This window comes from Allofournierella sp. CML151, from assembly GCF_027853465.1.
In the GTDB taxonomy this organism is placed as follows: Bacteria; Bacillota; Clostridia; order Oscillospirales; family Ruminococcaceae; genus Allofournierella.
Map to the genome: position 1 here is coordinate 1 of NZ_JAPNNW010000007.1, position 20,030 is coordinate 20,030.

The 20,030-nt window shown below is 57.8% G+C and carries 24 protein-coding genes and 1 tRNA gene; 2 read left to right on the forward strand and 23 right to left on the reverse strand.

Annotated elements, in window-relative coordinates; genetic code table 11:
* Positions 1-36: 36 nt before the first annotated feature.
* The 5 genes from PH256_RS06645 to murD form a co-directional block, all read right to left on the reverse strand.
* A tRNA-Asn gene (locus PH256_RS06645) sits at positions 37-112 on the reverse strand.
* A gap of 131 nt (positions 113-243) precedes the next feature.
* Positions 244-1,524, reverse strand: coding sequence for a cation:proton antiporter (locus PH256_RS06650; protein ID WP_270913509.1), 1,281 nt, complete (start codon positions 1,522-1,524; stop codon positions 244-246).
* Positions 1,525-1,880: 356 nt separating this feature from the next.
* A complete protein-coding gene (locus PH256_RS06655) occupies positions 1,881-3,140 on the reverse strand; it encodes a methionine gamma-lyase family protein (protein WP_270913510.1) in 1,260 nt (419 codons plus the stop codon).
* 46 nt (positions 3,141-3,186) lie between these two features.
* Complete coding sequence (locus PH256_RS06660; RefSeq protein WP_270913511.1) at positions 3,187-3,891, reverse strand: GNAT family N-acetyltransferase; 705 nt, start codon at positions 3,889-3,891, stop codon at positions 3,187-3,189.
* An 83-nt stretch (positions 3,892-3,974) separates the two neighbouring features.
* A complete protein-coding gene (murD, locus tag PH256_RS06665) occupies positions 3,975-5,366 on the reverse strand; it encodes a UDP-N-acetylmuramoyl-L-alanine--D-glutamate ligase (protein ID WP_270913512.1) in 1,392 nt (463 codons plus the stop codon).
* 318 nt (positions 5,367-5,684) lie between these two features.
* Here murD and PH256_RS06670 point away from each other — a divergent pair, with 318 nt between their 5' ends.
* Both PH256_RS06670 and PH256_RS06675 read left to right on the forward strand, forming a co-directional pair.
* Complete coding sequence (locus PH256_RS06670; protein WP_270913513.1) at positions 5,685-7,280, forward strand: ABC transporter substrate-binding protein; 1,596 nt, start codon at positions 5,685-5,687, stop codon at positions 7,278-7,280.
* A gap of 138 nt (positions 7,281-7,418) precedes the next feature.
* A complete protein-coding gene (locus PH256_RS06675; RefSeq protein WP_087183621.1) occupies positions 7,419-7,691 on the forward strand; it encodes a metal-sensitive transcriptional regulator in 273 nt (90 codons plus the stop codon).
* A 78-nt stretch (positions 7,692-7,769) separates the two neighbouring features.
* Here PH256_RS06675 and PH256_RS06680 read toward each other — a convergent pair whose 3' ends face one another.
* The 18 genes from PH256_RS06680 to secY form a co-directional block, all read right to left on the reverse strand.
* Entirely contained in the window at positions 7,770-8,918 is a 1,149-nt protein-coding gene (locus PH256_RS06680) for a ribose-phosphate pyrophosphokinase (protein WP_270913514.1), read from the reverse strand.
* A 2-nt stretch (positions 8,919-8,920) separates the two neighbouring features.
* Positions 8,921-9,070 carry a hypothetical protein gene (locus PH256_RS06685; RefSeq protein ID WP_270913515.1) on the reverse strand — a complete coding sequence of 50 codons (150 nt, stop codon included), beginning with the start codon at positions 9,068-9,070 and terminating at the stop codon, positions 8,921-8,923.
* A gap of 216 nt (positions 9,071-9,286) precedes the next feature.
* A complete protein-coding gene (locus tag PH256_RS06690; RefSeq protein ID WP_270913516.1) occupies positions 9,287-10,120 on the reverse strand; it encodes an energy-coupling factor transporter transmembrane component T family protein in 834 nt (277 codons plus the stop codon).
* Positions 10,105-11,826 (reverse strand): ABC transporter ATP-binding protein, encoded by a 1,722-nt coding sequence (locus PH256_RS06695; protein WP_270913517.1) that lies wholly within the window; start codon positions 11,824-11,826, stop codon positions 10,105-10,107. The genes PH256_RS06690 and PH256_RS06695 overlap by 16 nt, the downstream gene beginning before the upstream one ends.
* Positions 11,827-12,023: 197 nt before the next feature.
* Positions 12,024-12,566: an ECF-type riboflavin transporter substrate-binding protein gene (locus PH256_RS06700; RefSeq protein ID WP_087183617.1), complete on the reverse strand. Its 543-nt coding sequence runs from the start codon at positions 12,564-12,566 to the stop codon at positions 12,024-12,026.
* A gap of 80 nt (positions 12,567-12,646) precedes the next feature.
* Positions 12,647-13,501: an SAM hydrolase/SAM-dependent halogenase family protein gene (locus PH256_RS06705; RefSeq protein ID WP_270913518.1), complete on the reverse strand. Its 855-nt coding sequence runs from the start codon at positions 13,499-13,501 to the stop codon at positions 12,647-12,649.
* 3 nt (positions 13,502-13,504) lie between these two features.
* Entirely contained in the window at positions 13,505-13,681 is a 177-nt protein-coding gene (locus tag PH256_RS06710; protein WP_270913519.1) for a hypothetical protein, read from the reverse strand.
* A 62-nt stretch (positions 13,682-13,743) separates the two neighbouring features.
* Positions 13,744-14,085, reverse strand: a complete 342-nt coding sequence (gene rplQ, locus PH256_RS06715) for a 50S ribosomal protein L17 (protein WP_058965276.1) — start codon at positions 14,083-14,085, stop codon at positions 13,744-13,746.
* 23 nt (positions 14,086-14,108) lie between these two features.
* Positions 14,109-15,065 (reverse strand): DNA-directed RNA polymerase subunit alpha, encoded by a 957-nt coding sequence (locus PH256_RS06720; RefSeq protein WP_087180218.1) that lies wholly within the window; start codon positions 15,063-15,065, stop codon positions 14,109-14,111.
* A gap of 79 nt (positions 15,066-15,144) precedes the next feature.
* On the reverse strand, positions 15,145-15,747 hold the full coding sequence (gene rpsD / locus PH256_RS06725; RefSeq protein ID WP_058965278.1) for a 30S ribosomal protein S4: 603 nt from the start codon (positions 15,745-15,747) through the stop codon (positions 15,145-15,147).
* A gap of 21 nt (positions 15,748-15,768) precedes the next feature.
* Positions 15,769-16,176, reverse strand: a complete 408-nt coding sequence (gene rpsK, locus PH256_RS06730) for a 30S ribosomal protein S11 (RefSeq protein ID WP_058965279.1) — start codon at positions 16,174-16,176, stop codon at positions 15,769-15,771.
* Between the two features lie 15 nt (positions 16,177-16,191).
* The gene (gene rpsM / locus PH256_RS06735; RefSeq protein ID WP_058965280.1) at positions 16,192-16,563 is read right to left on the reverse strand and encodes a 30S ribosomal protein S13; all 372 of its coding nucleotides are present in this window, start codon (positions 16,561-16,563) and stop codon (positions 16,192-16,194) included.
* 94 nt (positions 16,564-16,657) lie between these two features.
* Entirely contained in the window at positions 16,658-16,771 is a 114-nt protein-coding gene (rpmJ, locus tag PH256_RS06740) for a 50S ribosomal protein L36 (protein ID WP_058965281.1), read from the reverse strand.
* Between the two features lie 33 nt (positions 16,772-16,804).
* The gene (gene infA / locus PH256_RS06745) at positions 16,805-17,023 is read right to left on the reverse strand and encodes a translation initiation factor IF-1 (RefSeq protein ID WP_058965282.1); all 219 of its coding nucleotides are present in this window, start codon (positions 17,021-17,023) and stop codon (positions 16,805-16,807) included.
* A 20-nt stretch (positions 17,024-17,043) separates the two neighbouring features.
* A complete protein-coding gene (locus PH256_RS06750; RefSeq protein WP_058965283.1) occupies positions 17,044-17,295 on the reverse strand; it encodes a KOW domain-containing RNA-binding protein in 252 nt (83 codons plus the stop codon).
* Positions 17,283-18,056: a type I methionyl aminopeptidase gene (gene map, locus PH256_RS06755; RefSeq protein WP_058965331.1), complete on the reverse strand. Its 774-nt coding sequence runs from the start codon at positions 18,054-18,056 to the stop codon at positions 17,283-17,285. Before map ends, PH256_RS06750 begins: the two co-directional genes overlap by 13 nt.
* Positions 18,057-18,061: 5 nt before the next feature.
* Positions 18,062-18,694, reverse strand: a complete 633-nt coding sequence (locus PH256_RS06760) for an adenylate kinase (protein ID WP_087180220.1) — start codon at positions 18,692-18,694, stop codon at positions 18,062-18,064.
* A gap of 40 nt (positions 18,695-18,734) precedes the next feature.
* The gene (secY, locus tag PH256_RS06765) at positions 18,735-20,030 is read right to left on the reverse strand and encodes a preprotein translocase subunit SecY (RefSeq protein ID WP_270913521.1); all 1,296 of its coding nucleotides are present in this window, start codon (positions 20,028-20,030) and stop codon (positions 18,735-18,737) included.

Consider the following 20,030-nt stretch of genomic DNA (forward strand, 5'->3'; position numbering starts at 1 on the left):
AGAAAAAGCGCACCGGTTACCCGATGCGCTTTTTTCTGGCTCCCCCTGTTGGGCTCGAACCAACGACCCTGCGGTTAACAGCCGCATGCTCTACCGACTGAGCTAAGGAGGATTATCTTGCCGCCCTTCCGTTCGGCGACTTAAACAATATAACATAACTCAAAAAAGAATGCAAGCCCTTTTTTCTATTTTTTTGAAAAAATATGTGCGGGCCCTTTTGCAGGGCCCGCACACAAAACCAAATCAGTTTTTCTGATTCTTTTCCTTGATCTCCTGTTCGCGGGTGAGCAGCTGATCGGTAACGATATCCAGCTGTTCCAAAGCCTCGCTGCGGTTTTCCAGGGGGCTCTCTTCCAGATTCAGAGTATCCTCGCCGCGGTAGGCCAGCTTCAGCAGAATCGGGGTCAGAATGGTGCTGATGATAACCATGATGATCACGGGTCCGAACAGAGCATCCGGCATCAGGCCCACTTCCGCGCCCTTGTTGGCAACGATCAGCGCAACCTCGCCGCGGCATACCATGCCCAGGCCGATCTGGTTGCACTCACGGGTGGAAAAGCCGCACAGCTTAGCGCCTACGCCGCAGCCCAGCCACTTGGACAAAACCGCAACCACCACCAGCAGTACGCTGAAGATCACGATCTGGGCATTCATGGCGGGCAGCACCACGGTCATGCCGATGCTGGCGAAGAATACGGGAGCCAGGAACAGGTACTGCACCGGCTCAAACTTGGAAGCGATATAACCCGCCTTCTTAGTAGCACCGATCATCAGACCAGCCGCAAAGGCACCGGTAATATCAGCCACACCGAAGAAGTGTTCGGCAATCCAGGCCATCATCAGGCAGACCACGAAAGCCGCAATGGGGAAACGCCGCAGATCCTTACGGCCGGTGTGCTCGATGTACCAGTCCAGAGCCTTCAGGCCCACCACGTACACGAAGCAGCAAACCACCAGGAACAGAACGATCTTCAGCAGCACGATGGCAATGCTCTCACCGCCGCCGCCCAGGCTGGTCATGATGGTCAGGGCGATGATGCCCAGAATATCGTCGATGATGGCAGCTGCCAGAATGGTGTTGCCCACCCGGCTCTGCAGGCGGCCCATCTCACGCAGGGCCTCCACCGTGATGCTCACGGAGGTAGCGGTCAGAACAGTACCGATAAAGAAGTTCTGCAGCATATTCTCGGTGGGAGCCAGCCAGGCAGCCAGACCCGCGCCGCCGAACAGCGGTACCAGAACACCCAGCATCGCCACCAGGAAACCGGACTTGCCCGCATTCTTCAGGTCACGGATATCGGTTTCCATACCGGCAGAGAACATGATCACGATTACACCCAGCTCCGCCAGCTGCTTGATCATTTCACTGTCGCTGGGCAGCAGGCCGAACACGGCGGGACCCAGCAGCAGGCCCGCCAGCAGAGCACCTACCACCTGGGGCATCTGGAAGCGGCGGGTAATCAGGCCGCAAACCTTGGTGCTCACCAGGATCAGAGCGATCTGCCACAAAAAATCATAAGACACTTCGTTGATTCCTCCTATTTAAAACTCTCTCTTTGCAATAGGGCACCAAGGCATTATACACAAATCATTCACAAAGTGCAAGCATGGGATTTTTCACATTTTTGCTCATTGACAGGAAAAAACTTTGTCAGTTTTTTAGCAATATTTCACAAGCAAACAAGATCCCCAGTTTCCTTCCGAAATTCAAGATTATTTTGTGAATTGTGTTCACTCTCTGTGTTGTTCTTTCAAAAGTATTGCAGTTCTTACAAAATTATATCAATTTTTCCGTAAGAATGCACAGTACCGATCGTACAAAACAAAGCACAAAAAAGCCCCATATCGAACCGATACGGGGCTTGTTCAGAATGTTTTTCTTACTGGCCGTCGAATGCTCGCTGGGCAGCCAGCAGCACACCGGCGCGGCTGGCTGCAAAGTTCAAACCACCCTGCAGGTAAACGGTGTAGGGCGGGCGCATGGGACCGTCGCAGCTGAGCTCGATGCTGCTGCCGTTGGTGAAGGCGCCTGCCGCCATGATTACTTCGCTGGTGTAACCGGGCATGGCATAGGGTTCCGGCGCAGCAAAGCTGTCCACCGGGCTGCCCGCCTGAATGCCCTGGCAGAAGGCCACCATGGCCGCCGGGTCGCCGGTTTCAAAGCTGGTGATGATGTCGTTGCGGGGGTCGGTGTACTTGGGCAGCGGATTCTTCCCCAGCAGATCCAGCAGGCAGCTGGCGTAGATGCTGGTCTTGATTGCCTCGGCAGTCACGCCAGGGGCATAGTAAAGGCCCAGATACAGCTGGCGCAGGCTGTCCAGCGTGCAGCCCAGCTCCCGGCCAGTGCCGGGGGCGGTAAGCCGGTGGGCGCACTTTTCCACCAGATCGGCCCGGCCTGCCACATAACCGCCAGTGGGCGCAATGCCGCCGCCGGGGTTCTTGATCAGGCTGCCCACGATCAGATCCGCACCCACGCTGGTGGGCTCGGCGGTCTGGGTAAATTCGCCGTAGCAGTTGTCCACCATAACCACCACGTTGGGGTTGGCCTGCTTGGCGGTGCGGATTACCTTTTCAATGGTGGCCAGGTCAAAGGCAGCCCGGCTGGAATAACCACGGCTGCGCTGGATATGGCAGACGGTGGCGTTCTTCGCCTTTTCGGCAATCAGCTCATAATCCGGCATGCCGTCCTGCAGAGGAGCCTCGTCGTATTTCACGCCGTACTCCGCCAGGGTACCGCAGCCCTTGCCCGCATCGCCAATACCGATCACGCCTTCCAGGGTGTCGTAGGGACGGCCGGTGGCAGCCAGCAGGGTATCGCCTGCCCGCAGCAGGCCGAACAGCGCCACGGTCAGCGCATGGGTGCCGGACAGAAAATGAGGACGGCAGAGTGCATCCTCCGCACCCATCACCTGGGCGAACACCTGATCCAGACGGTCCCGGCCCGCATCGTCGTAGCCATAGCCGGTGCTGCCCATCATGTGGGTGGCAGCCACGCGGTTATCGGTGAAGGCCTTCAGCATCTTCACCTGGTTGTAATCGCGAATGGCGTCAATCTTCTCAAATTCCGGGCGGCACAGCTCCATAGCGCGGGCGTCCAGCTCCTGAAAACGGGGGCTCACATCAAAAAATTGCTCGATCATGTATGATAATATCCTCTTTCCTCGTATTGATAACAGGCGGCTTTTTTCAGTCCGAATCCGGCTGAGGGCTATAGCCGCTCACTTCACCCTGTTTGGTAAATCCCAGCCGCCGGTAGAATTCTTCCAGGGCAGGCAGGCACAGCAGCTCCACTAAAATTCCCTGCTCTGCCAGGCGGTTTGCCAGTCCGGCCACCAGTGCACCCGCCAGGCCCTTCTCTCGGGCATGCAGTCCGGTTTCCACACCGGCCAGATAGGCAGTTCTGTTCCAGATGGCATAAGCTCCCGCCGTGGCGGCGATCTCCCCTGTCTGATCCTGCGCCGCCCAGAGCAGCGCCCGGCCGTGGTTCACCAGCGTACAGGTCTCGCTGTAAAAGCAGTCCCGGGTCTGCTGGTCCCCGCTCAGGCTTTCGCCCCGGCAGAGGAATTCCGTTACCCGGCTTACGGCAGGCTGTTTCTCCAACAAAAAACCCGCAGGCAGCTCCCGCCGGGGCAACTGCTCACCGGCGGGCAGAACCATCCGGGAGTACCGTCTCCGCAGCTGCCAGCCCTCCGGTACTGTTCCGGCACAGCGCAGCCTGCTCACGCCCAGAAAGCCCAGAAAACCGCCCAGTTCTTCGGCATCCGCCGGACCGGCCAGAAGTGCTGTCTGCCCACGGACGCCCAGTGCAAAGGGGGTCTCCCCCTCACCGCCGGTGTAAAACTGCCAACCGGAGCCGGGCAGTGTTCCGAACACCGCCTCCGTCGCTCCCAATTGGCAGGCTATGCCGGCAGCCCGGGGATCGGCCAAAGCGGCCGCAAAACGCCGCCGGGTTTGCTCGGAATTGACCGCACAGATCACAGCGCGTTCACCAGTTCCTTGAAGTGACGGCCGCGCACCTCAAAGTTGGGGTACAAATCAAAGCTGGCAGAAGCGGGAGACAGACTGACCACATCACCGGGCTTTGCATTCTTGCGGGCCAGCTGAACCGCCTCGGCCATATCCTTGGCGTGTTCGATGACCAGGCCGCTTTCTGCAAAGCCGGGGCAGGCACGCACCGCCGCCTCAATCTTGGGGCCGGTCTGGCCCATGAGCACCAGCACCTTCACATGCTCCAGGATCTCGGGAGCCAGCGGCTCGTAGGGGATCTTCTTGTCATAGCCACCAGCGATGATGATGATCTTCTGGTCAAAGCTGCGCAGGCCCGCGATGGTGCGGGTGGGGCTGGAGGCAATGGAGTCGTTGTACCACTGCACGCCGTCCAGCAGGCGTACCGGCTCGATGCGGTGCTCCACGCCGGTAAAGCTGGAGCCAACCTTGGCCATGGCCTCCACCGGTACCCGGCCCCATACGGCAGCGCAGGCAGCCAGCAGGTTCTCGATGTTGTGTACACCACGCAGCTTGATCTCGTCCTTATGCAGAATGGGGGTCACGGTACCGTTTTCCGCCATGCAAAGCATACCGTCCTGACGCAGGAAAGCGCCGTTGTCGGTCTCCCGCAGACGGGTGAACCAGCACTGGGTGCCCTTGCAGTCCGCCTGCATACCACGGGTGATCTCATTCTCGTAACCCAGCACTGCCCGGCAGCTCTCGTCCTGCCAGAGCAGGATGTTCCGCTTGGCGTCCACATACTCCTGCATATCCTTATGGTGATCCAGATGGTTAGGGGTCACGTTGGTGACCACCGCCACCTTGGGGCTGCGGCGCATGCTGATCAGCTGAAAGCTGGAAAGCTCCACCACCGCCTCGTCCGCCGGGTCGATCTGATCCAGGATGGGCAGCAGGGCCCGGCCGATGTTGCCGCCCAGATGCACGGTACGGCCCGCCGCCTCAAACATAGCGGCGATCAGGCTGGTGGTGGTGGTCTTGCCGTCCGAACCGGTGACCGCGGTGATCTCGCAGGGGCAGTACTCGAAGAACAGCTCCATCTCACTGGTCACCAGGCTTCCCGCCGCCTTGGCCGCCTGCAAAGCAGGGGTATAATACTCGAAGCCCGGCGTGCGCATGATGATATCCTGCCCGGCCAGGCCGTTCAGGTAATCCTCGCCCAGACTCAGGGCCACGCCCAGCTGGTTCAGTGTATCGGCATACTCGCCGAAGTCCGCCAGCTGCTTTTTATCACACAGAGTCACCTGTGCTCCCATGGCGCAGAACTGCCCGATCAATGTTTTGTGGCTTACGCCGGCGCCGATGAAGGCTACCTTTTTGCCCTTGATGAATTCGGCCAGCCGCTGCTGATCCTTCTGCATATTGCAAAACCCCTTTTCCCTTGTTGGTACTTGATTCTCTTGGATTGGTGTGATCAAAAATGGTCTGTTGCTATTATAGTCACTTTTGGCCGCCCGCGCAACCAAATCCCCCGGTCTTACCGGGCATTTCGGCCATTTGGCGGCAAAATCAACCGGGAAGCGGCAAAATTTACGGTTTATTTACGGATTTTGCGTCATTTGTCCCGGTGCGGGTTTGTATTTTGCCTCATTTTTTGATAAGCTAAAGATGTATGTCTTCGGACATTTTTCTTCAACATCACCGGCCCATCCGGCCGTTTACCGAAAGGACCTTTTTCCATGAGATTCCATCGTATTCTCTGCCTGTTGCTTTGCCTGATTCTTACAGCCGGACTTCTCACCGGCTGCGGCTCCGGCGGCGCAAGCTTCACCTGGCGGGTGGATCGCGTGCCCGCCAATCTGGACCCCCAAATCGCTCAGGAAAGCCCCGAGCGCATCGCTGTGACCAATCTTTACCGGGGCCTGACCCGTATCGACGAAAACGGCGAGGCGGTGCTGGACTGTGCCGAAAGCTATACCGTGAGCGAAGACGGTCTCACGTATACCTTTACATTAAAAGACAATCTGGCTTACACCAAGCTGAAAAAGCATGAGAAGGAATATCCCCTTACCGCCGCGGACTTTGTGTTCGGCATGGAGCGGGTGTTCCGGGAAGAAACCGCCAGCCCCTACCGGGATCTGTACTCCAACCTGAAGGGCGCTGACGGTAACGGCGCTCTGGGAGTGAGCGCACCGGACGAGCGCACCGTGGTCTACCAGCTGGACACCCCTGACCCGGCGTTTCTGGAAAAGCTGGCCCAGCCGGGTGCCATGCCCTGCAACGAGGAATTTTTTGAACACAGTGCCGGCGCCTACGGCCTGAGCGCAGCCACCACATTGGCCAACGGGTATTTTTATCTGTATAACTGGAACGAAAACGGCCTGTTTTTGCGCCGCAGTGCCAGCGGCAGCCTGATCACCAGCCTGCGCATCGTGCTGGATACCACCGCACAGGCCACCCCCACACCGGAGCCTGCCTCCGGCACCTCGGTGGCCCAAAACCAGACCCCAGCCACCGGCGCCGCCGCCGTGGCCGCCGGAGATGTAACCGCCGCCATTGATGAGGCATCCGCCGCCGGAAACCTTCCCTCCATCGCCTATACCGCCACCACCTGGGCACTGGTATTCAACTGCGAGGACAAACAGTTGGCCTCGCAAAACGCGCGGCTCGCCCTGGGCGCCAGTGCCGCAGGCGTCGAACAGCTGCCCACCGGTTTTTCCACCGCAGACGGACTGATTCCGCCCGCCATTCAGGTAAACGGCTCCGGCTATCGGGATGCCGTGGGAAGTCAGATGCCCGCTGTTGGGGATGTAAAGGAACTCTGCCGGGCCGGTTTGAACGAAGCCGGGCTGCAGCAGTTCTCCGGCATCCAGGTACTGTATCCGGAGGGAGCAGACTATCAGGCCCTGATTGAACAGGTCAGCCAGCAATGGCAGAAGGACCTGGGGGCATTTTCCGCCTACTTCACTCTGAAAGCTGTGCCGCTGGATGAACTGGAAAGTACTGTTGCCAGCGGCGATTACCAGATCGCGCTTCTGCCCTTCTCTCCCTCCAGCTCAGACAGCGTGGCTTTTCTGCAGCAGTTCACGGAGGGTGCGCTCACCGGCTGGGAATCCGCTTCTTTTGACAGCCAGGTCAAGCAGCTGGCCGGTCAGCTGAATACACCTGCCGACCAGATCGCTCTGGCGGAACAGACCCTGCTGGCTGGTGGAGCGATCTCGCCCCTGTGGTACCAGGACCAGGCTCTGGTGATGGCACAGGGTGTGGACCATGTGGTGTTCGATCCCTTCGGCCCTGTGCTTGATCTCACCTGGGCAAGATATACGGGCGGTTAAATTAATCTTTATTTTTCCGTTTCGTACACCCGGCAAGCCTGTTTTGGGCTGCGCCGGGTGTTCTGTTTTCCAAGTTGTCGCGGGGGCTTTCTCCGCATATCTGATTTTAATGTTCCATAACCAAGAGGAGGACCCGCTATGCACTGCCCCCACTGCCAACATTCCGCCGACGTGAACCGCCGTCTGGCCCGCATCAGCGGCCAGTTGAACGGCATCCGGGAAATGGTGAACGAAGGACGCCCCTGCGGCGATCTTTTGACCCAGCTCTCCAGTGTAAACAGTGCCATCACCCAGGTGGCAAAGCTGATCCTCACCGAACACCTGGAGCACTGCGTTCGCAGCGGCGAGGACACGGATGAGGTAATCGCCCAATTGCAAACTGCCATCGATCAGTTCGCCAAACTGAAATAACGCATACACACGAAAAAAGCAACGCCCCGACCTTGAAAAGCCGGGGCGTTGCTTTACTTTTTGTATAAAAGCAGCTGCTTATTTCACATTGTAGCGCTTCAGCAGAGCATCGATCTTGCTGTGAGGATCGATGATATCGCCAATGCTCATATCGTGGTTGATGGCGTCGATGAAATGAGCGATGTACTTGGACACATCCACCTCATGGAACCACTCACGGCTGAGCAGCTCAGGGGTGCGGTAGGTCAGGTTGGTGCCGAACACGCCGGAGATGATACCCTCCTGGTAGGCCTTATCGAACTCGGCCAGACCATTGGTGTAGATGGCGTAGGTGGCGTAGCAGAAGATGCGCTTGGCACCGCGCTTCTTCAGCTCGTAGCCGATGTCCAGCATGCTCTCGCCGGAGGAGATGATATCGTCGGCGATGAATACGTCCTTGCCTTCCACGCTCTCGCCCAAGTACTCGTGCGCCACGATGGGGTTGCGGCCGTTCACGATGCGGGAGTAGTCGCGGCGCTTGTAGAACATGCCCAGGTTTACAGCCAGCACGCTGGAGTAGTACATATTCCGGTTGATGGCACCCTCGTCGGGACTGATGACCATGAAGTTGTCACGAGTGGGCTTGAAGTCCTCGATGCACTTGAACATGGTCTTCAGCACCTGATAGGTGGGCATCACGTTGTCCATGCCCATCAGGGGCACCGCATTGGAAACGCGGGGGTCATGAGCGTCAAAGGTGATGATGTTCTCAACGCCCATGCTGTGCAGCTCCTGCAGCGCGTAAGCGCAGTCCAGGCTTTCCCGGTAGGAGCGGCGATGCTGACGGCTGCCGTAGAGCAGAGGCATGATGACGGTGATGCGGCGTGCCTTGCCGGAAGCAGCCTGGATCAGGCGCTTCAGATCCTGGTAGTGATCGTCCGGGCTCATGCAGTTCTCGTTGCCGAACATCTTGTACTTGCAGCTGTAGTTGCCCACATCCACCACAAAGTATAAGTCGTCGCCGCGAACGCTCTGGCGGATCACGCCTTTGCCGTCGCCGGAAGAAAAGCGGGGGCATTCGCTGGGGATGATGAAGGTCTCGCGGTCCACGCCCTTTTCACGGGCCCAAGCCACCAGATGGCGATCGATCAGGGCGGTCAACTCCTGTGCGCCGGGAGTGGCGATCAGACCGAGTTCAGCAACGCCGTTGCTTGCCATGTGGATCTCTGTACCGTTGGATTGATACATCATTAAACGCTCCTTACGTTGTTAAATGGTTGTTTTGCCCGTTTGGGGCAGACATCGTTCAATTTAATATTAACATAAAATTTACTTTTATGCTCGGCAATTCTATTCTTTTCGTCATTTTCTGCGGCTTGCCCGGCCCGCTGTTCTTCCATGCGTCAAAATTGGGCGTTTTGCCCAATTTTTCTGCGCAAAATCTCCGACTTTAACCGGCTGAAGGGTGCTTTTTGTCCGGTTTTCGCTTGTTATTTCCCTATCAAAATAACCAAACTTTTTCTCCCATCCTCGGTATTGTGCCCAATTTTTTCATTTTGCACATACAAAACGCCCGCCTTCGCCGGAAGAGCTTCGTACAAGGCGGGCAATTTCAATCAGATAAACGGGTTGTAATAGCGGTTGCCGTCCCAGAAGGTGAAAATCAGCGAGCCAATGGCAATCACTGCACCAAGAATCAGCACCACCCGGTCCCGGGTGGCGAAGGGCCGCTTTGCGTACCAGGTACGGCGCTTGTTCTTGCCGAAGCCGCGCAGCTCCATGGCATTGGATATGACCTCGATGCGGTTCAGGCTGCCCAGAATCAGCGGCAGCAGAATGTTTGCGCTGCCCTTAAGCCGGTCCATCAGCTTATCCTTGCCGGAAATATCCACACCACGAGCCTGCTGGGCCTGGTTGATGTTGTGATAATCCCGCTGCACATCCGGAATGTAGCGCAGCGCCAGGGCTACCGCGTAGCCAATGCGGTAGCTCACACCGATGCTGGCCAGGCTGGCCGCAAACTCGCTGGGATCGGTGCACAGGATGAACACCAGGGCCAGCGGAATGACCACAACAACCTTCAGCGTTATATTCAGATGATAGAACAGCTGCTGTACCGTGATGGTATAGGGCCCGATCAGCTGCACGAGCAGGGTGCGGCTCTGATAAATCTCCACGCCGTACTCCGGCTTGAACAGGTACACGAACAGGTTATTCAGCAAAAGGAAGACAAACGCCATCCACAAAATGAGCTTTACATCCCGGTAGTGCACCCGACTGATCTTGAAGATGGCCAGGCTCATCACCAGAAAAACCACCAGCACCCGGGTATCGTAGGTAACCATGGTGGCCACACTGAACAGCAGGAATACAATCAGCTTGGTGGTGCCGGTAAGCTTATGCACCACGCTGCCCCGGGGCAGATAGGAAAGGATCAAACTGTTTGCCACTTGTCGCGTACCTCCCGGTCGTAGTCGATAAAATGCTGTACAAAGGCCTCCGGCGGCTGAATGCCGCATTTCTGGGCCAGGGTAAAGAGACTGGTCTCCTTCAAAGCCGCCTGCTCCACCAGAGTGCTGTCGCACAGAAGCTCTGCAGGAGTCAGGTCGCCGATCATCCGGCTTTGGTTAAATACCAGAGCGCGGCTGGTGTATTCCAGCATCAGATGCATATCATGGGTAACCATGATCACCGTGTAGCCCTTTTGGTTCAGGCTGCGCAGGAATTCCATGATCTCAGTGTAATGGCGGAAATCCTGACCGGCGGTGGGCTCGTCCAGAATCAGCACCTTGGGCTGCATCACCAGCACACTGGCAATGGTCACCCGCTTCTTCTGGCCAAAGGACAGCGCAGACACCGGCCATTTCCGGAAGGGATACAGCCCGCAGATGGTGAGCGCCTCGTTCACCCGGCGCTCCACCTCGTCCTCCGGCAGCTTCGCGGTGCGCAGGCCCAGCGCCACCTCGTCAAAAATCAGGCTCTGGCTGATCATCTGGTTGGGGTTCTGCATCACATAGCCGATGTGAGCGGCCCGCTCCTTGATGGTATCTCCCTCCAGGTTCCGGCCATTCAGCCACACACTGCCGCTGCGGGGTGTTTCAAAGCCGCAGATCAGCTTGGCCAGGGTGCTTTTGCCCGCGCCGTTCCGGCCCACAATGCTCACCATGTCGCCCTCATTCAGCGTGAAGCTCACATCCCGCAGGTTGGTCACGCCCTCGCTGTAACCAAAGCACAGATCTTTGACCTCCAGCAGCGGAGCCGCCGCAGGAGCCTGCGGCCGGGCCACCGTCTGCTGGTACCAGGTGCGAACCGCTGCCTTGTCCTGTTCGGTGAGGCACAGCGTATCCACGTGAGCGGGCTTTTTCTCTGCTTCCAGCGATACGCCCGCATACTTCAGAGCCGTGATATACAGAGGTTCCCGGATGCCGTTTTCCGCCAGCTGATTCCCAGCCAGCAGGGCCTCAGGGGTGGTATCCGCCAGAATACGGCCTTCCCCCATGAGTACAATTCGGTCCACACTGCGCCAGAGCACGTCCTCCAGCCGGTGTTCGATGATGATCACCGTAGCCCCTGTCTTCTGCTGCACCTGGTCGATCAGCTTAATGGTCTGCTTGCCGGCGGCCGGGTCCAGGTTGGCCAGCGGCTCGTCAAACAGCAGGACCTTTACGTCATCCACCATTACACCGGCCAAACTCACCCGCTGCTTCTGCCCGCCGCTCAAAGCATGCGGTTCCTGCTCCAGCAGATTTTCCACATCCACCAGGCGGGCCACTCGCTCCACGGTCTGTTTCATCTCCGGCTGAGCAACACACTGGTTTTCCAGCGCAAAGGCAATGTCCTCGCCCACGGTCAGGCCAATAAACTGGCCATCCGGGTCCTGCAGAACGGTGCCCACATGCTTGGAAAGCTCAAAGATGCTGGCATTGGGCGCATCCACTCCGTCCACCGTCAGGCTGCCGGTGCAGCGGCCCGGATAGCTGAAAGGGATCAATCCATTGATGCAGCTGGCAATAGTGCTCTTGCCGCTGCCGGACGGGCCTGCAATCAGCACCCGTTCTCCCGGCTGAATGGCCAGATCGATGTTATACAATGTGGGCTCTGCCTGGGCGTCGTACTGGAAGCCAAAATTCTTGAATTCAATGATGGGCTGTGCCACGGCGGTTCCTCCGTTTTTGTAGCTCTTCCCGCGCGCCGGAAGATGGGGCGGCGGTATTGCAGGGAAAACACATTCCCTGTTTGGAAATATCTGCCCGCCGTTCAATGCGGGCTATTCATAGAAAAAGCGGGGCTTTCGGCGTACTTTGCCGGAAGGCCCCGCTTTTGCTCGGGATCAAGGCCAACCAGGCCGGTGGATTACTCCTTGTTCAGGGAGCCCTTCTTGGCGCGGGTCTTGGCGTAAGCAACCAGCAGGATAGTGCCCACCACACCGGTGGTGATGGCGTTCACGATACCGGCGGTCAGGCCCTGAGCAAACAGCTTCTCAAGAGGCTCATTGTAAATCACAATGTCCAGAACGGGAGCTACCAGACCCCAGCAGATCACATGGGCGATCAGCTGAGAAACATTGAACAGGATGATCTGCTTTTTGCCGAACTCGCCGCTCTCCAGATCCAGCTTGCCCAGGAACAGGCCGGTCAGCAGACCGAACACGCCGGAAGCGATGATCCAGCTCCACCAGGGGCCGTAAGCGGTGAAGTCCACCAAAGCATGGCCGATCAGACCGATTACCAGGCCGGCGATGGGTCCGAACAGACCGGCAAACACAGCCTGGATAGCATACTGCAGGCTTACATAGGTGTTGGGTACCGGGGTGGGAATAGAGATCTTACCCAGCACAAAGAACAGAGCTGCGCCAATACCGATGGCGACAACGGTTTTTACAGACATTTTTTTCATGACGATTCCCTCACTTTTTCTTGTATGAATCACGGACCGGAAGCACGCAAGAACTCTCTAAATTCCGGCCCGGACGGACCTTATTCGTAGATCATACGGGGTGCCTTGCGCACACTGATGCGCCAGGAGGTACCGGTGCCAATGTTATAGGCCCGGGCAAAGCTGCCCTGGTTGATGGCTACAGCCAGGTTGTCCAGACTGTTCACATACAGCAGAGGCTCACCCACATACACATCCGCGAAGCTCTTGGCGTATACCATAATGTTTTTGTACAGCACCCGGGTGTCGTTGCTGATGGTAATCTCCACCCGCTGGCCGTGTTCGATGTTCAATGCCGCGAACAGGGTGCGGGGAATGTTGGTCCACAGACTGCCGAACCGTACGTCCAGCACGTCAATGGTACCGCTCACCACATCACCATCCAGCACAGCATCCACCACCGGAAGCTCCACAATGCTGGCCGGATCAATGGCCGGGCCTACTTCTTCCCAGCCAATCACGCCGGAAGCCAGGCGCGCGCCGGTGAAGGCATAGATGTCACGGCCATGGAAGGTGTAGCTCTCGCCGGAATTGGGCAGGCGATTGACCGTCTCGTCGATCACACGGGCCTCTACGATACCGCTCATCCGCTTGATGTGGGTCAGGGTACCGTTGTCCGGTGTGACAATGTAATGACCGCCGCTGGTCTTTGCCACAATGCTGCGCCGGTCGCTTCCCACACCCGGGTCCACAACGCTCACGAACACGCTGCCCTCAGGCCAGTATTGCACCGTCTGGATCAGGCGGTAGCTGGCTTCCCAGATATCATACTGGGGAATGTCATGGGTCAGATCGTACACGCGCAGGCTGTCGCACACGCCCTCGGCCACACCGTACATGGCGCTCACCGCGCCGTCTGCCAGGCCGAAGTCGGATTGCAGGATCAAGGGTTTCATGGGTCAATTCGCTCCTTTGCCAATGGGATCGCCCTGCACGGCGCGCACCATTCCGGCCGCACCCCTCGGGCGGGAAAAACAACAACTTTTATTATAGGCATCCCGGGGCGTTCCGTCAATATTTTCGGGGGCTTCTTTGCTGTGAAATTCAGGTTGGACTGCCGGATTTTCCAGCTGCATTCCAATTCCCTGAAACAGCAAAAAATCCCTGCCCGTTACAGGGCAGGGATCGCAGGCTTTGATTAAACCAGCTCGATGATCGCCATCTCGGCAGCATCGCCGCGGCGGGCGCCGATCTTGATGATGCGGGTGTAGCCGCCGTTGCGGTCGGCGTACTTGGGGCCGTACTCATCGATGACTTTCTTGGCAACGGTCTCCTTGGTAATGTAGGAGAAGACCTGACGCTTGGAATGCAGATCTTCCTTCTTACCCAGGGTTACCATCTTCTCCGCCATGGAACGAACTTCCTTGGCGCGGGTAACGGTGGTCTCGATTTTGCCGTTTTCAAACAGGTAGGTGACCATAGCGCGCAGCATAGCGTTGCGGTGATCGCTGGTCCGGCCGAGTTTTCTGGTACCGGGCATCCCGTTTCACTCCTTTGCAGTAATTACTCGTCGTCTTTGGTAAGTGTGAAGCCCAGGGAGTCCAGCTTTGCCATGACTTCTTCCAGGCTTTTGCGGCCGAGGTTCCGAACTTTCATCATTTCGTCCTCGGACTTGTTGATCAAGTCTTCCACGGTGTTGATGCCGGCACGCTTCAGACAGTTGAAGGAACGCACGCTCAGATCCAGCTCTTCGATGGTCATCTCCAGAGCCTTCTCCTTGCCCTTATCGTCCTTCTCCACCATGATCTCAGCGCCCATGGCCTCTTCCGACAGGTTGACAAACAGGTTCAGGTGCTCGGTCAGCACGCGGGCCGCCAGGCTAACAGCCTCTTTGGCGTTGATGGTGCCGTCGGTCCAAACTTCCAGAGTCAGCTTGTCGTAGTCGGTGATCTGGCCAACGCGGGTGTTTTCCACCGTGTAGTTGACTTTCAGAACGGGGGTGTAGATGCTGTCGATGGGCAGAACATTCAGGTCGTTCTTTTCCAGCACAGCCTGCTTGTTACGCTCTGCCGGCACATAGCCGCGGCCCTTGTCGAAGGTCAGCTCCATCACGAGCTTGCCGTTCTCTTCCAGGGTGGCGATGTGCCATTCGGGGTTGAGCACCTCGATCTCATCGCTGGGCTTGATGCTGCCAGCAGTAACCTCCCCCTCACCGGACGCTTCGATGCGCACGGTGACAGGTCCGTCGGCGTAGAGCTTGGCGGCGATGCCCTTCAGGTTCAGTACAATCTCGGTCACGTCTTCTTTCACGCCGGGAATGGTGCTGAACTCGTGGACTACGCCATCGATCTTTACGCTGGTGACGGCAACGCCGGGAAGCGACGAAAGCAGGACACGCCGTAAGCTATTGCCCAAGGTGGTACCAAAACCGCGCTCCAGAGGCTCAACGACGAACTTGCCGTAGCGGCCGTCCGGAGACAGGCTGGTGGTATCGATTCTGGGGCGTTCAATCTCCATCATAGTAAAACCCTCCTTGGTGGGCCGGCCAAAGCACGTTTGGCCGGCCTTTGTTGTTCGCTTTCCCTATGCGCTGAGCTTATTACTTGGAGTACAACTCAACGATCAGGTGTTCCTCAACCGGCAGGTCGATATCCTCGCGAACGGGCAGCTTGGTAACAGTGCCCTTCAGAGAGTTCTTCTCACGATCCAGCCACTGGGGCAGGGCAACCACGGGGGCGTCCTCACCGGTCAGCTTGCTGAACTTCACGGAAGAGCGGCTGGCGGAGGCAACCTCAACCACGTCGCCAGCCTTCACCAGGTAAGAAGGAATGTTAACCTTCTTGCCGTTCACGGTGAAGTGAGCGTGGCTCACCAGCTGACGAGCCTCACGACGGGTAGCGGCGAAGCCCAGGCGGTAAACCACGTTGTCCAAGCGGCGCTCCACCAGGATCAGCAGGTTCTCACCGGTCTTGCCGGGCATACGGCTGGCCTTCTCGTAGTAGGAACGGAACTGACGCTCCATGATGCCGTAGACGAACTTGACCTTCTGCTTTTCGGCCAACTGAAGAGCGTACTCACTCTTCTTCTTTCTCATCTGGCCGCCAGGATTGCGATTGGTGTTCTTCTTCGCATAACCCATAACAGCAGGAGAAATGCCCAGAGCGCGGCAGCGCTTTGCGATAGGCTGCATATTCTTAGCCATAACTGTAGTTTCTCCTTTCGATCAAATGCGGCGGCGCTTCGGGGGACGGCAGCCGTTGTGGGGGATGGGGGTAACGTCTTTGATCATGTTGACTTCCAGACCGGTGGCCTGCAGGGCACGGATGGCAGCCTCACGGCCAGCGCCGGGGCCCTTCACGTACACTTCAACAGTCTTCATGCCATGCTCCATAGCGGCCTTCGCTGCGGTCTCGGCAGCGGACTGGGCAGCAAACGGAGTGCTCTTACGGGAACCGCGGAAGTTCAGACCGCCAGAGCTGGCCCAAGAAACGGTGTTGCCCTGAGTATCCGTAATGGTAACAATGGTATTGTTAAAGGTACTCTGGATGTGAGCAGCGCCGCGCTCAATGTTCTTGCGCTCGCGCCGCTTGGTGCGGACGGCGCCCTTTTTAGCAGCAGCTTTGATTGCCATTTCTCTTGCTCCTCCTTACTTCTTCTTGTTCGCCACAGTGCGCTTGGGACCTTTGCGGGTACGGGCATTGGTCTTGGTGCGCTGACCATGAACGGGCAGGCCCTTACGATGGCGGACACCGCGGTAGCACTGGACTTCCACCAGACGCTTGATGTCCAGCGCAACGTTACGGCGCAGGTCACCTTCCACGATGATGTTGTTCTTGTCCAGATACTCACGGATCAGGCCCTCTTCCTCAGCGGTCAGGTCCTTAACGCGGGTGTCGGGATTGATACCGGTACCAGCCAGGATCTGCTTAGCAGTGCTGGGACCAATGCCATAGATATAAGTCAGGCCTACTTCAACGCGCTTCTCGCGGGGCAGGTCAACGCCGGCAATACGTGCCATAGTTTAAAAACCTCCTAAATTAACATCCCATGTCCATGTCGGGGGCTGCGCCGGGAATCTACGCACTTGCCCCCCTAGCGTTTTGGGCTTTAAATCAGCCCTGGCGCTGCTTGTGCTTGGGGTTTTCGCAGATGACCATCACGCGGCCTTTGCGCTTGATGACCTTGCATTTTTCGCAGATGGGTTTCACGGAAGGTTTAACCTTCATGATGATGAACCTCCTTTTGACTCAAGGACGCTCTTACTTGGAGCGCCAGGTGATGCGGCCCTTGGTAAGATCATAGGGCGACATTTCCAGTGTTACTTTATCGCCGGGCAGGATGCGGATGAAGTTGGTCCGCAGTTTGCCGGAGATGTGTGCCAGCAACCGATGGCCGTTTGCCAGCTCCACCCGGAAGGTGGCATTGGGCAGGGCCTCTACGACCGTGCCCTCAACTTCGATTACGTCTTCTTTAGACAAGCTCTTCCCTCCTCGTGAGTTTACATGGGGTGATCAGCGTCATAGGCGCGGATCGCCTCACTGAGCTGTGTGTCGTCTGCGAGAATCTCTTCCCGCAGGACGGTGGCGGTGGGGGCCACATGCCTTATCTTTTTGGCCTTCGGCCGGCTTACTTTGCGCAGACTGCCGTCTGCGAGAGAAAGCATCTGGCCTTCCACGGCCATTACCGCAAAGGTGCGGGTCTTGTCGCGCCCGGCAAGGGATCGAACGAGCTGACCTTTTACAAAGTCCATCCCGGTCCCTCCCAGTCCTTTGTCAAGACGACCGGCCCTGCGGAGGTAATGGCGATCGAGTGCTCAAAATGGGCAGAAAGACCGCCGTCCGCCGTTTTTACCGTCCAACCATCGGATTGTGTTGCCACTGAATAGTGTTTTTGGTTGACCATGGGCTCAATGGCCAGGGTCATGCCGCTGACCAGCCGGGGGCCGCGCCCGGGTTTGCCGTAGTTCGGCACCTCGGGGTCCTCGTGGAGCTCTTTGCCCACGCCGTGGCCCACAAAGCTGCGCACCACCGAAAACCCATGTTCCTCAACATAGGTCTGCACGGCGTTGCTGATGTCGCCGATGCGGGCGCCGCACACCGCGGCACGAATGCCCCTGTGCAGCGACTCGCGGGTCACATCCAGCAACCGCTGGGCTTCCAGGTCCAGCTTGCCGCACCCGAAGGTGCAGGCATTGTCGCCGTTGAAGCCGCCCCAGGCAGCGCCTGTGTCGATGCTGACAATATCGCCGGGCCGGATCACCTTCTTTTTGGAAGGGATACCGTGGATCACTTCGTCGTTGACGCTGATGCACGCGGTGCCCGGGAAGCCGTAAAGGCCTTTGAAGTTGGGTTTTGCACCCTGCTTCACGATATAGTCGTAAATAATCTTGTCAATGTCGGCGGTAGTAATACCAGCCTCGATCGACTCGCCCCCGAGCCGGAGGGCGGCGGCGCTGATTTCACAGGCTCGCCGCATGACCTCCAACTCTTTGGCATTTTTGATCTGGATCACGATGCTCACGCCTCCAGTGCTTTCAGCAGCAGTTCGCTGGTGTCGGCAATGCTTTCATGACCTTCTACCACCACCAGCTTGCCGCGTTCACGGTAGAACGCGATCAGCGGCTCGGTGAGCTCGTGATAGGCCTTCAGGCGGCCCTTCACGGTTTCGGGAGCATCGTCCTTGCGGATGATCAGCGCGCCGCCGCAGCGATCGCACCGGTCAGGCTCCCGGCTGGGCTTGTTTTCCACGTGGTAGGACGCACCGCAGGCCGAGCATACGCGGCGGCCGGCGAGGCGATGAATGATGATCTCGTCCGCCACTTCCAGGTCAACCACCTTGTCGATGACCACGCCCATCTGCTCCAGTGCCTCAGCCTGGGCCACCGTGCGGGGCACGCCGTCCAGGATGAAACCATTGGCGCAGTCCGGCTCAGCCAGACGTTCCTTGATGATGCCAATGATGACGGAATCAGGGACAAGCGCGCCTTTGTCGATAAACTCCTGAGCCTTCAGCCCCATCTCGGTGCCGTTTTTGACAGCAGCACGCAGGATGTTGCCGGTGCTCACAGCGGGGATCTTCAGCTTGTCGCAGATTACCTCCGCCTGAGTGCCTTTACCTGCACCGGGAGCGCCTAACAGGATGATATTCATACCGGGTTGTCCCCTTTCTCATGGGTCATTGAAATTTTCATTACTCTAAGAAGCCCTTGTGATGGCGCATCAGCATGTAGCTTTCCATGCTGCGGCCGGTATCCAGAGCCACGCCCACAACGATCAGCAGGCTGGTACCGCCCAGTTGGATGTTCATGCCGGCAACGTTGCCCAGGATGATGGGCATGACGGCGATGATACCCAGGAAGATCGCACCTACGAAGGTAATCTTGGACAGGCACTTGGTGATGAAGTCGCTGGTGGGTTTGCCCGGGCGGATGCCGGGGATGGCACCGTTGTTCTTGCGCAGGTTGTTGGCAATCTCAACGGGGTTGTACTGAATGGCCACATAGAAGTAGTTAAAGGCCAGGATCAGCAGCAGGTACAGCACCGCGTACAGCAGGCTGTTGTAGTTGAACACGCTGAAGAAGCCTTGCCAGATGGGGCTGTCCGTCTGGATAAAGCTGGCGATGGTGCCGGGGATGCTCAGCAGGGCGCTGGCGAAGATGATGGGCATAACGCCGCTCATGTTCACCTTCAGGGGGATGTGGCTGGACTGACCGCCATACATCTTACGGCCCACAACACGCTTTGCATACTGCACCGGGATGCGGCGCTCGGAGTTGGTCAGGATGACCACGAACACGATAGCCGCCAGAGCCAGGATCACGATCACCGGGATCAGGATAAAGTACTTGATCTCGCCGTTCATGGCGTTGGTGATCATGGTGCGGGCAGTGGTGATCACGTTGCCCCAGCGGGATACGATACCCGCGAAGATCAGCAGCGAGATGCCGTTGCCAATGCCCTTAAAGTCGATCTGCTCGCCCATCCAGGTGAGCAGCTGCGCACCGCCGGTGAAGCTGAACACGATAACCACAGCGGAGAAGATGCTCTCCCAGCCAGTGGTGTAGGCCAGCACGCCGGTGTAGCTGCGCAGAACCAGATAGTAGCCCACGCTCATCACCAGCGCGATGCCGGCGCCGGTGTAGCGGGTGATGCGGGTCAGCTTGCGCCGGCCCTCTTCGCCTTCTTTGCTCAGCCGCTCCAGAGCCGGGATGGCTACAGTCAGCAGCTGAATAATGATCGAGGCATTGATATAAGGAGTAACGCCCAACGCGAAAATCGCGCACTGCGACAAAGCGCCACCGCTCATCATGTTCAGGTAGTCCAGCATATTGCCGGTACCGCCCGCGAACAGCTGCAGCGCCTCCGGATTGATGTACGGCACAGTGATGACGCAGCCAATCCGGAAGATCACGATCACCAGCAGGGTGAACAGAAGCTTTTTGCGCAGCTCAGGGATCTTCCACGCATTCCGGAACGTATCAAACAC

Coding starts and splice junctions, on each gene's coding strand:
- PH256_RS06685 (WP_270913515.1), bottom strand. CDS start 9,070: ATGGAAGAACAGCGGGCCGGGCAAGCCGCAGAAAATGACGAAAAGAAT.
- PH256_RS06760 (WP_087180220.1), bottom strand. CDS start 18,694: ATGAATATCATCCTGTTAGGCGCTCCCGGTGCAGGTAAAGGCACTCAG.
- PH256_RS06680 (WP_270913514.1), bottom strand. CDS start 8,918: ATGTATCAATCCAACGGTACAGAGATCCACATGGCAAGCAACGGCGTT.
- PH256_RS06750 (WP_058965283.1), bottom strand. CDS start 17,295: ATGGACTTTGTAAAAGGTCAGCTCGTTCGATCCCTTGCCGGGCGCGAC.
- rplQ (WP_058965276.1), bottom strand. CDS start 14,085: ATGCCCGGTACCAGAAAACTCGGCCGGACCAGCGATCACCGCAACGCT.
- rpsK (WP_058965279.1), bottom strand. CDS start 16,176: ATGGCAATCAAAGCTGCTGCTAAAAAGGGCGCCGTCCGCACCAAGCGG.
- PH256_RS06720 (WP_087180218.1), bottom strand. CDS start 15,065: ATGATGGAGATTGAACGCCCCAGAATCGATACCACCAGCCTGTCTCCG.
- PH256_RS06710 (WP_270913519.1), bottom strand. CDS start 13,681: ATGCAGCTGGAAAATCCGGCAGTCCAACCTGAATTTCACAGCAAAGAA.
- PH256_RS06675 (WP_087183621.1), top strand. CDS start 7,419: ATGCACTGCCCCCACTGCCAACATTCCGCCGACGTGAACCGCCGTCTG.
- PH256_RS06700 (WP_087183617.1), bottom strand. CDS start 12,566: ATGAAAAAAATGTCTGTAAAAACCGTTGTCGCCATCGGTATTGGCGCA.
- rpsM (WP_058965280.1), bottom strand. CDS start 16,563: ATGGCACGTATTGCCGGCGTTGACCTGCCCCGCGAGAAGCGCGTTGAA.
- PH256_RS06705 (WP_270913518.1), bottom strand. CDS start 13,501: ATGAAACCCTTGATCCTGCAATCCGACTTCGGCCTGGCAGACGGCGCG.
- PH256_RS06655 (WP_270913510.1), bottom strand. CDS start 3,140: ATGATCGAGCAATTTTTTGATGTGAGCCCCCGTTTTCAGGAGCTGGAC.
- rpmJ (WP_058965281.1), bottom strand. CDS start 16,771: ATGAAGGTTAAACCTTCCGTGAAACCCATCTGCGAAAAATGCAAGGTC.
- PH256_RS06670 (WP_270913513.1), top strand. CDS start 5,685: ATGAGATTCCATCGTATTCTCTGCCTGTTGCTTTGCCTGATTCTTACA.
- murD (WP_270913512.1), bottom strand. CDS start 5,366: ATGCAGAAGGATCAGCAGCGGCTGGCCGAATTCATCAAGGGCAAAAAG.
- rpsD (WP_058965278.1), bottom strand. CDS start 15,747: ATGGCTAAGAATATGCAGCCTATCGCAAAGCGCTGCCGCGCTCTGGGC.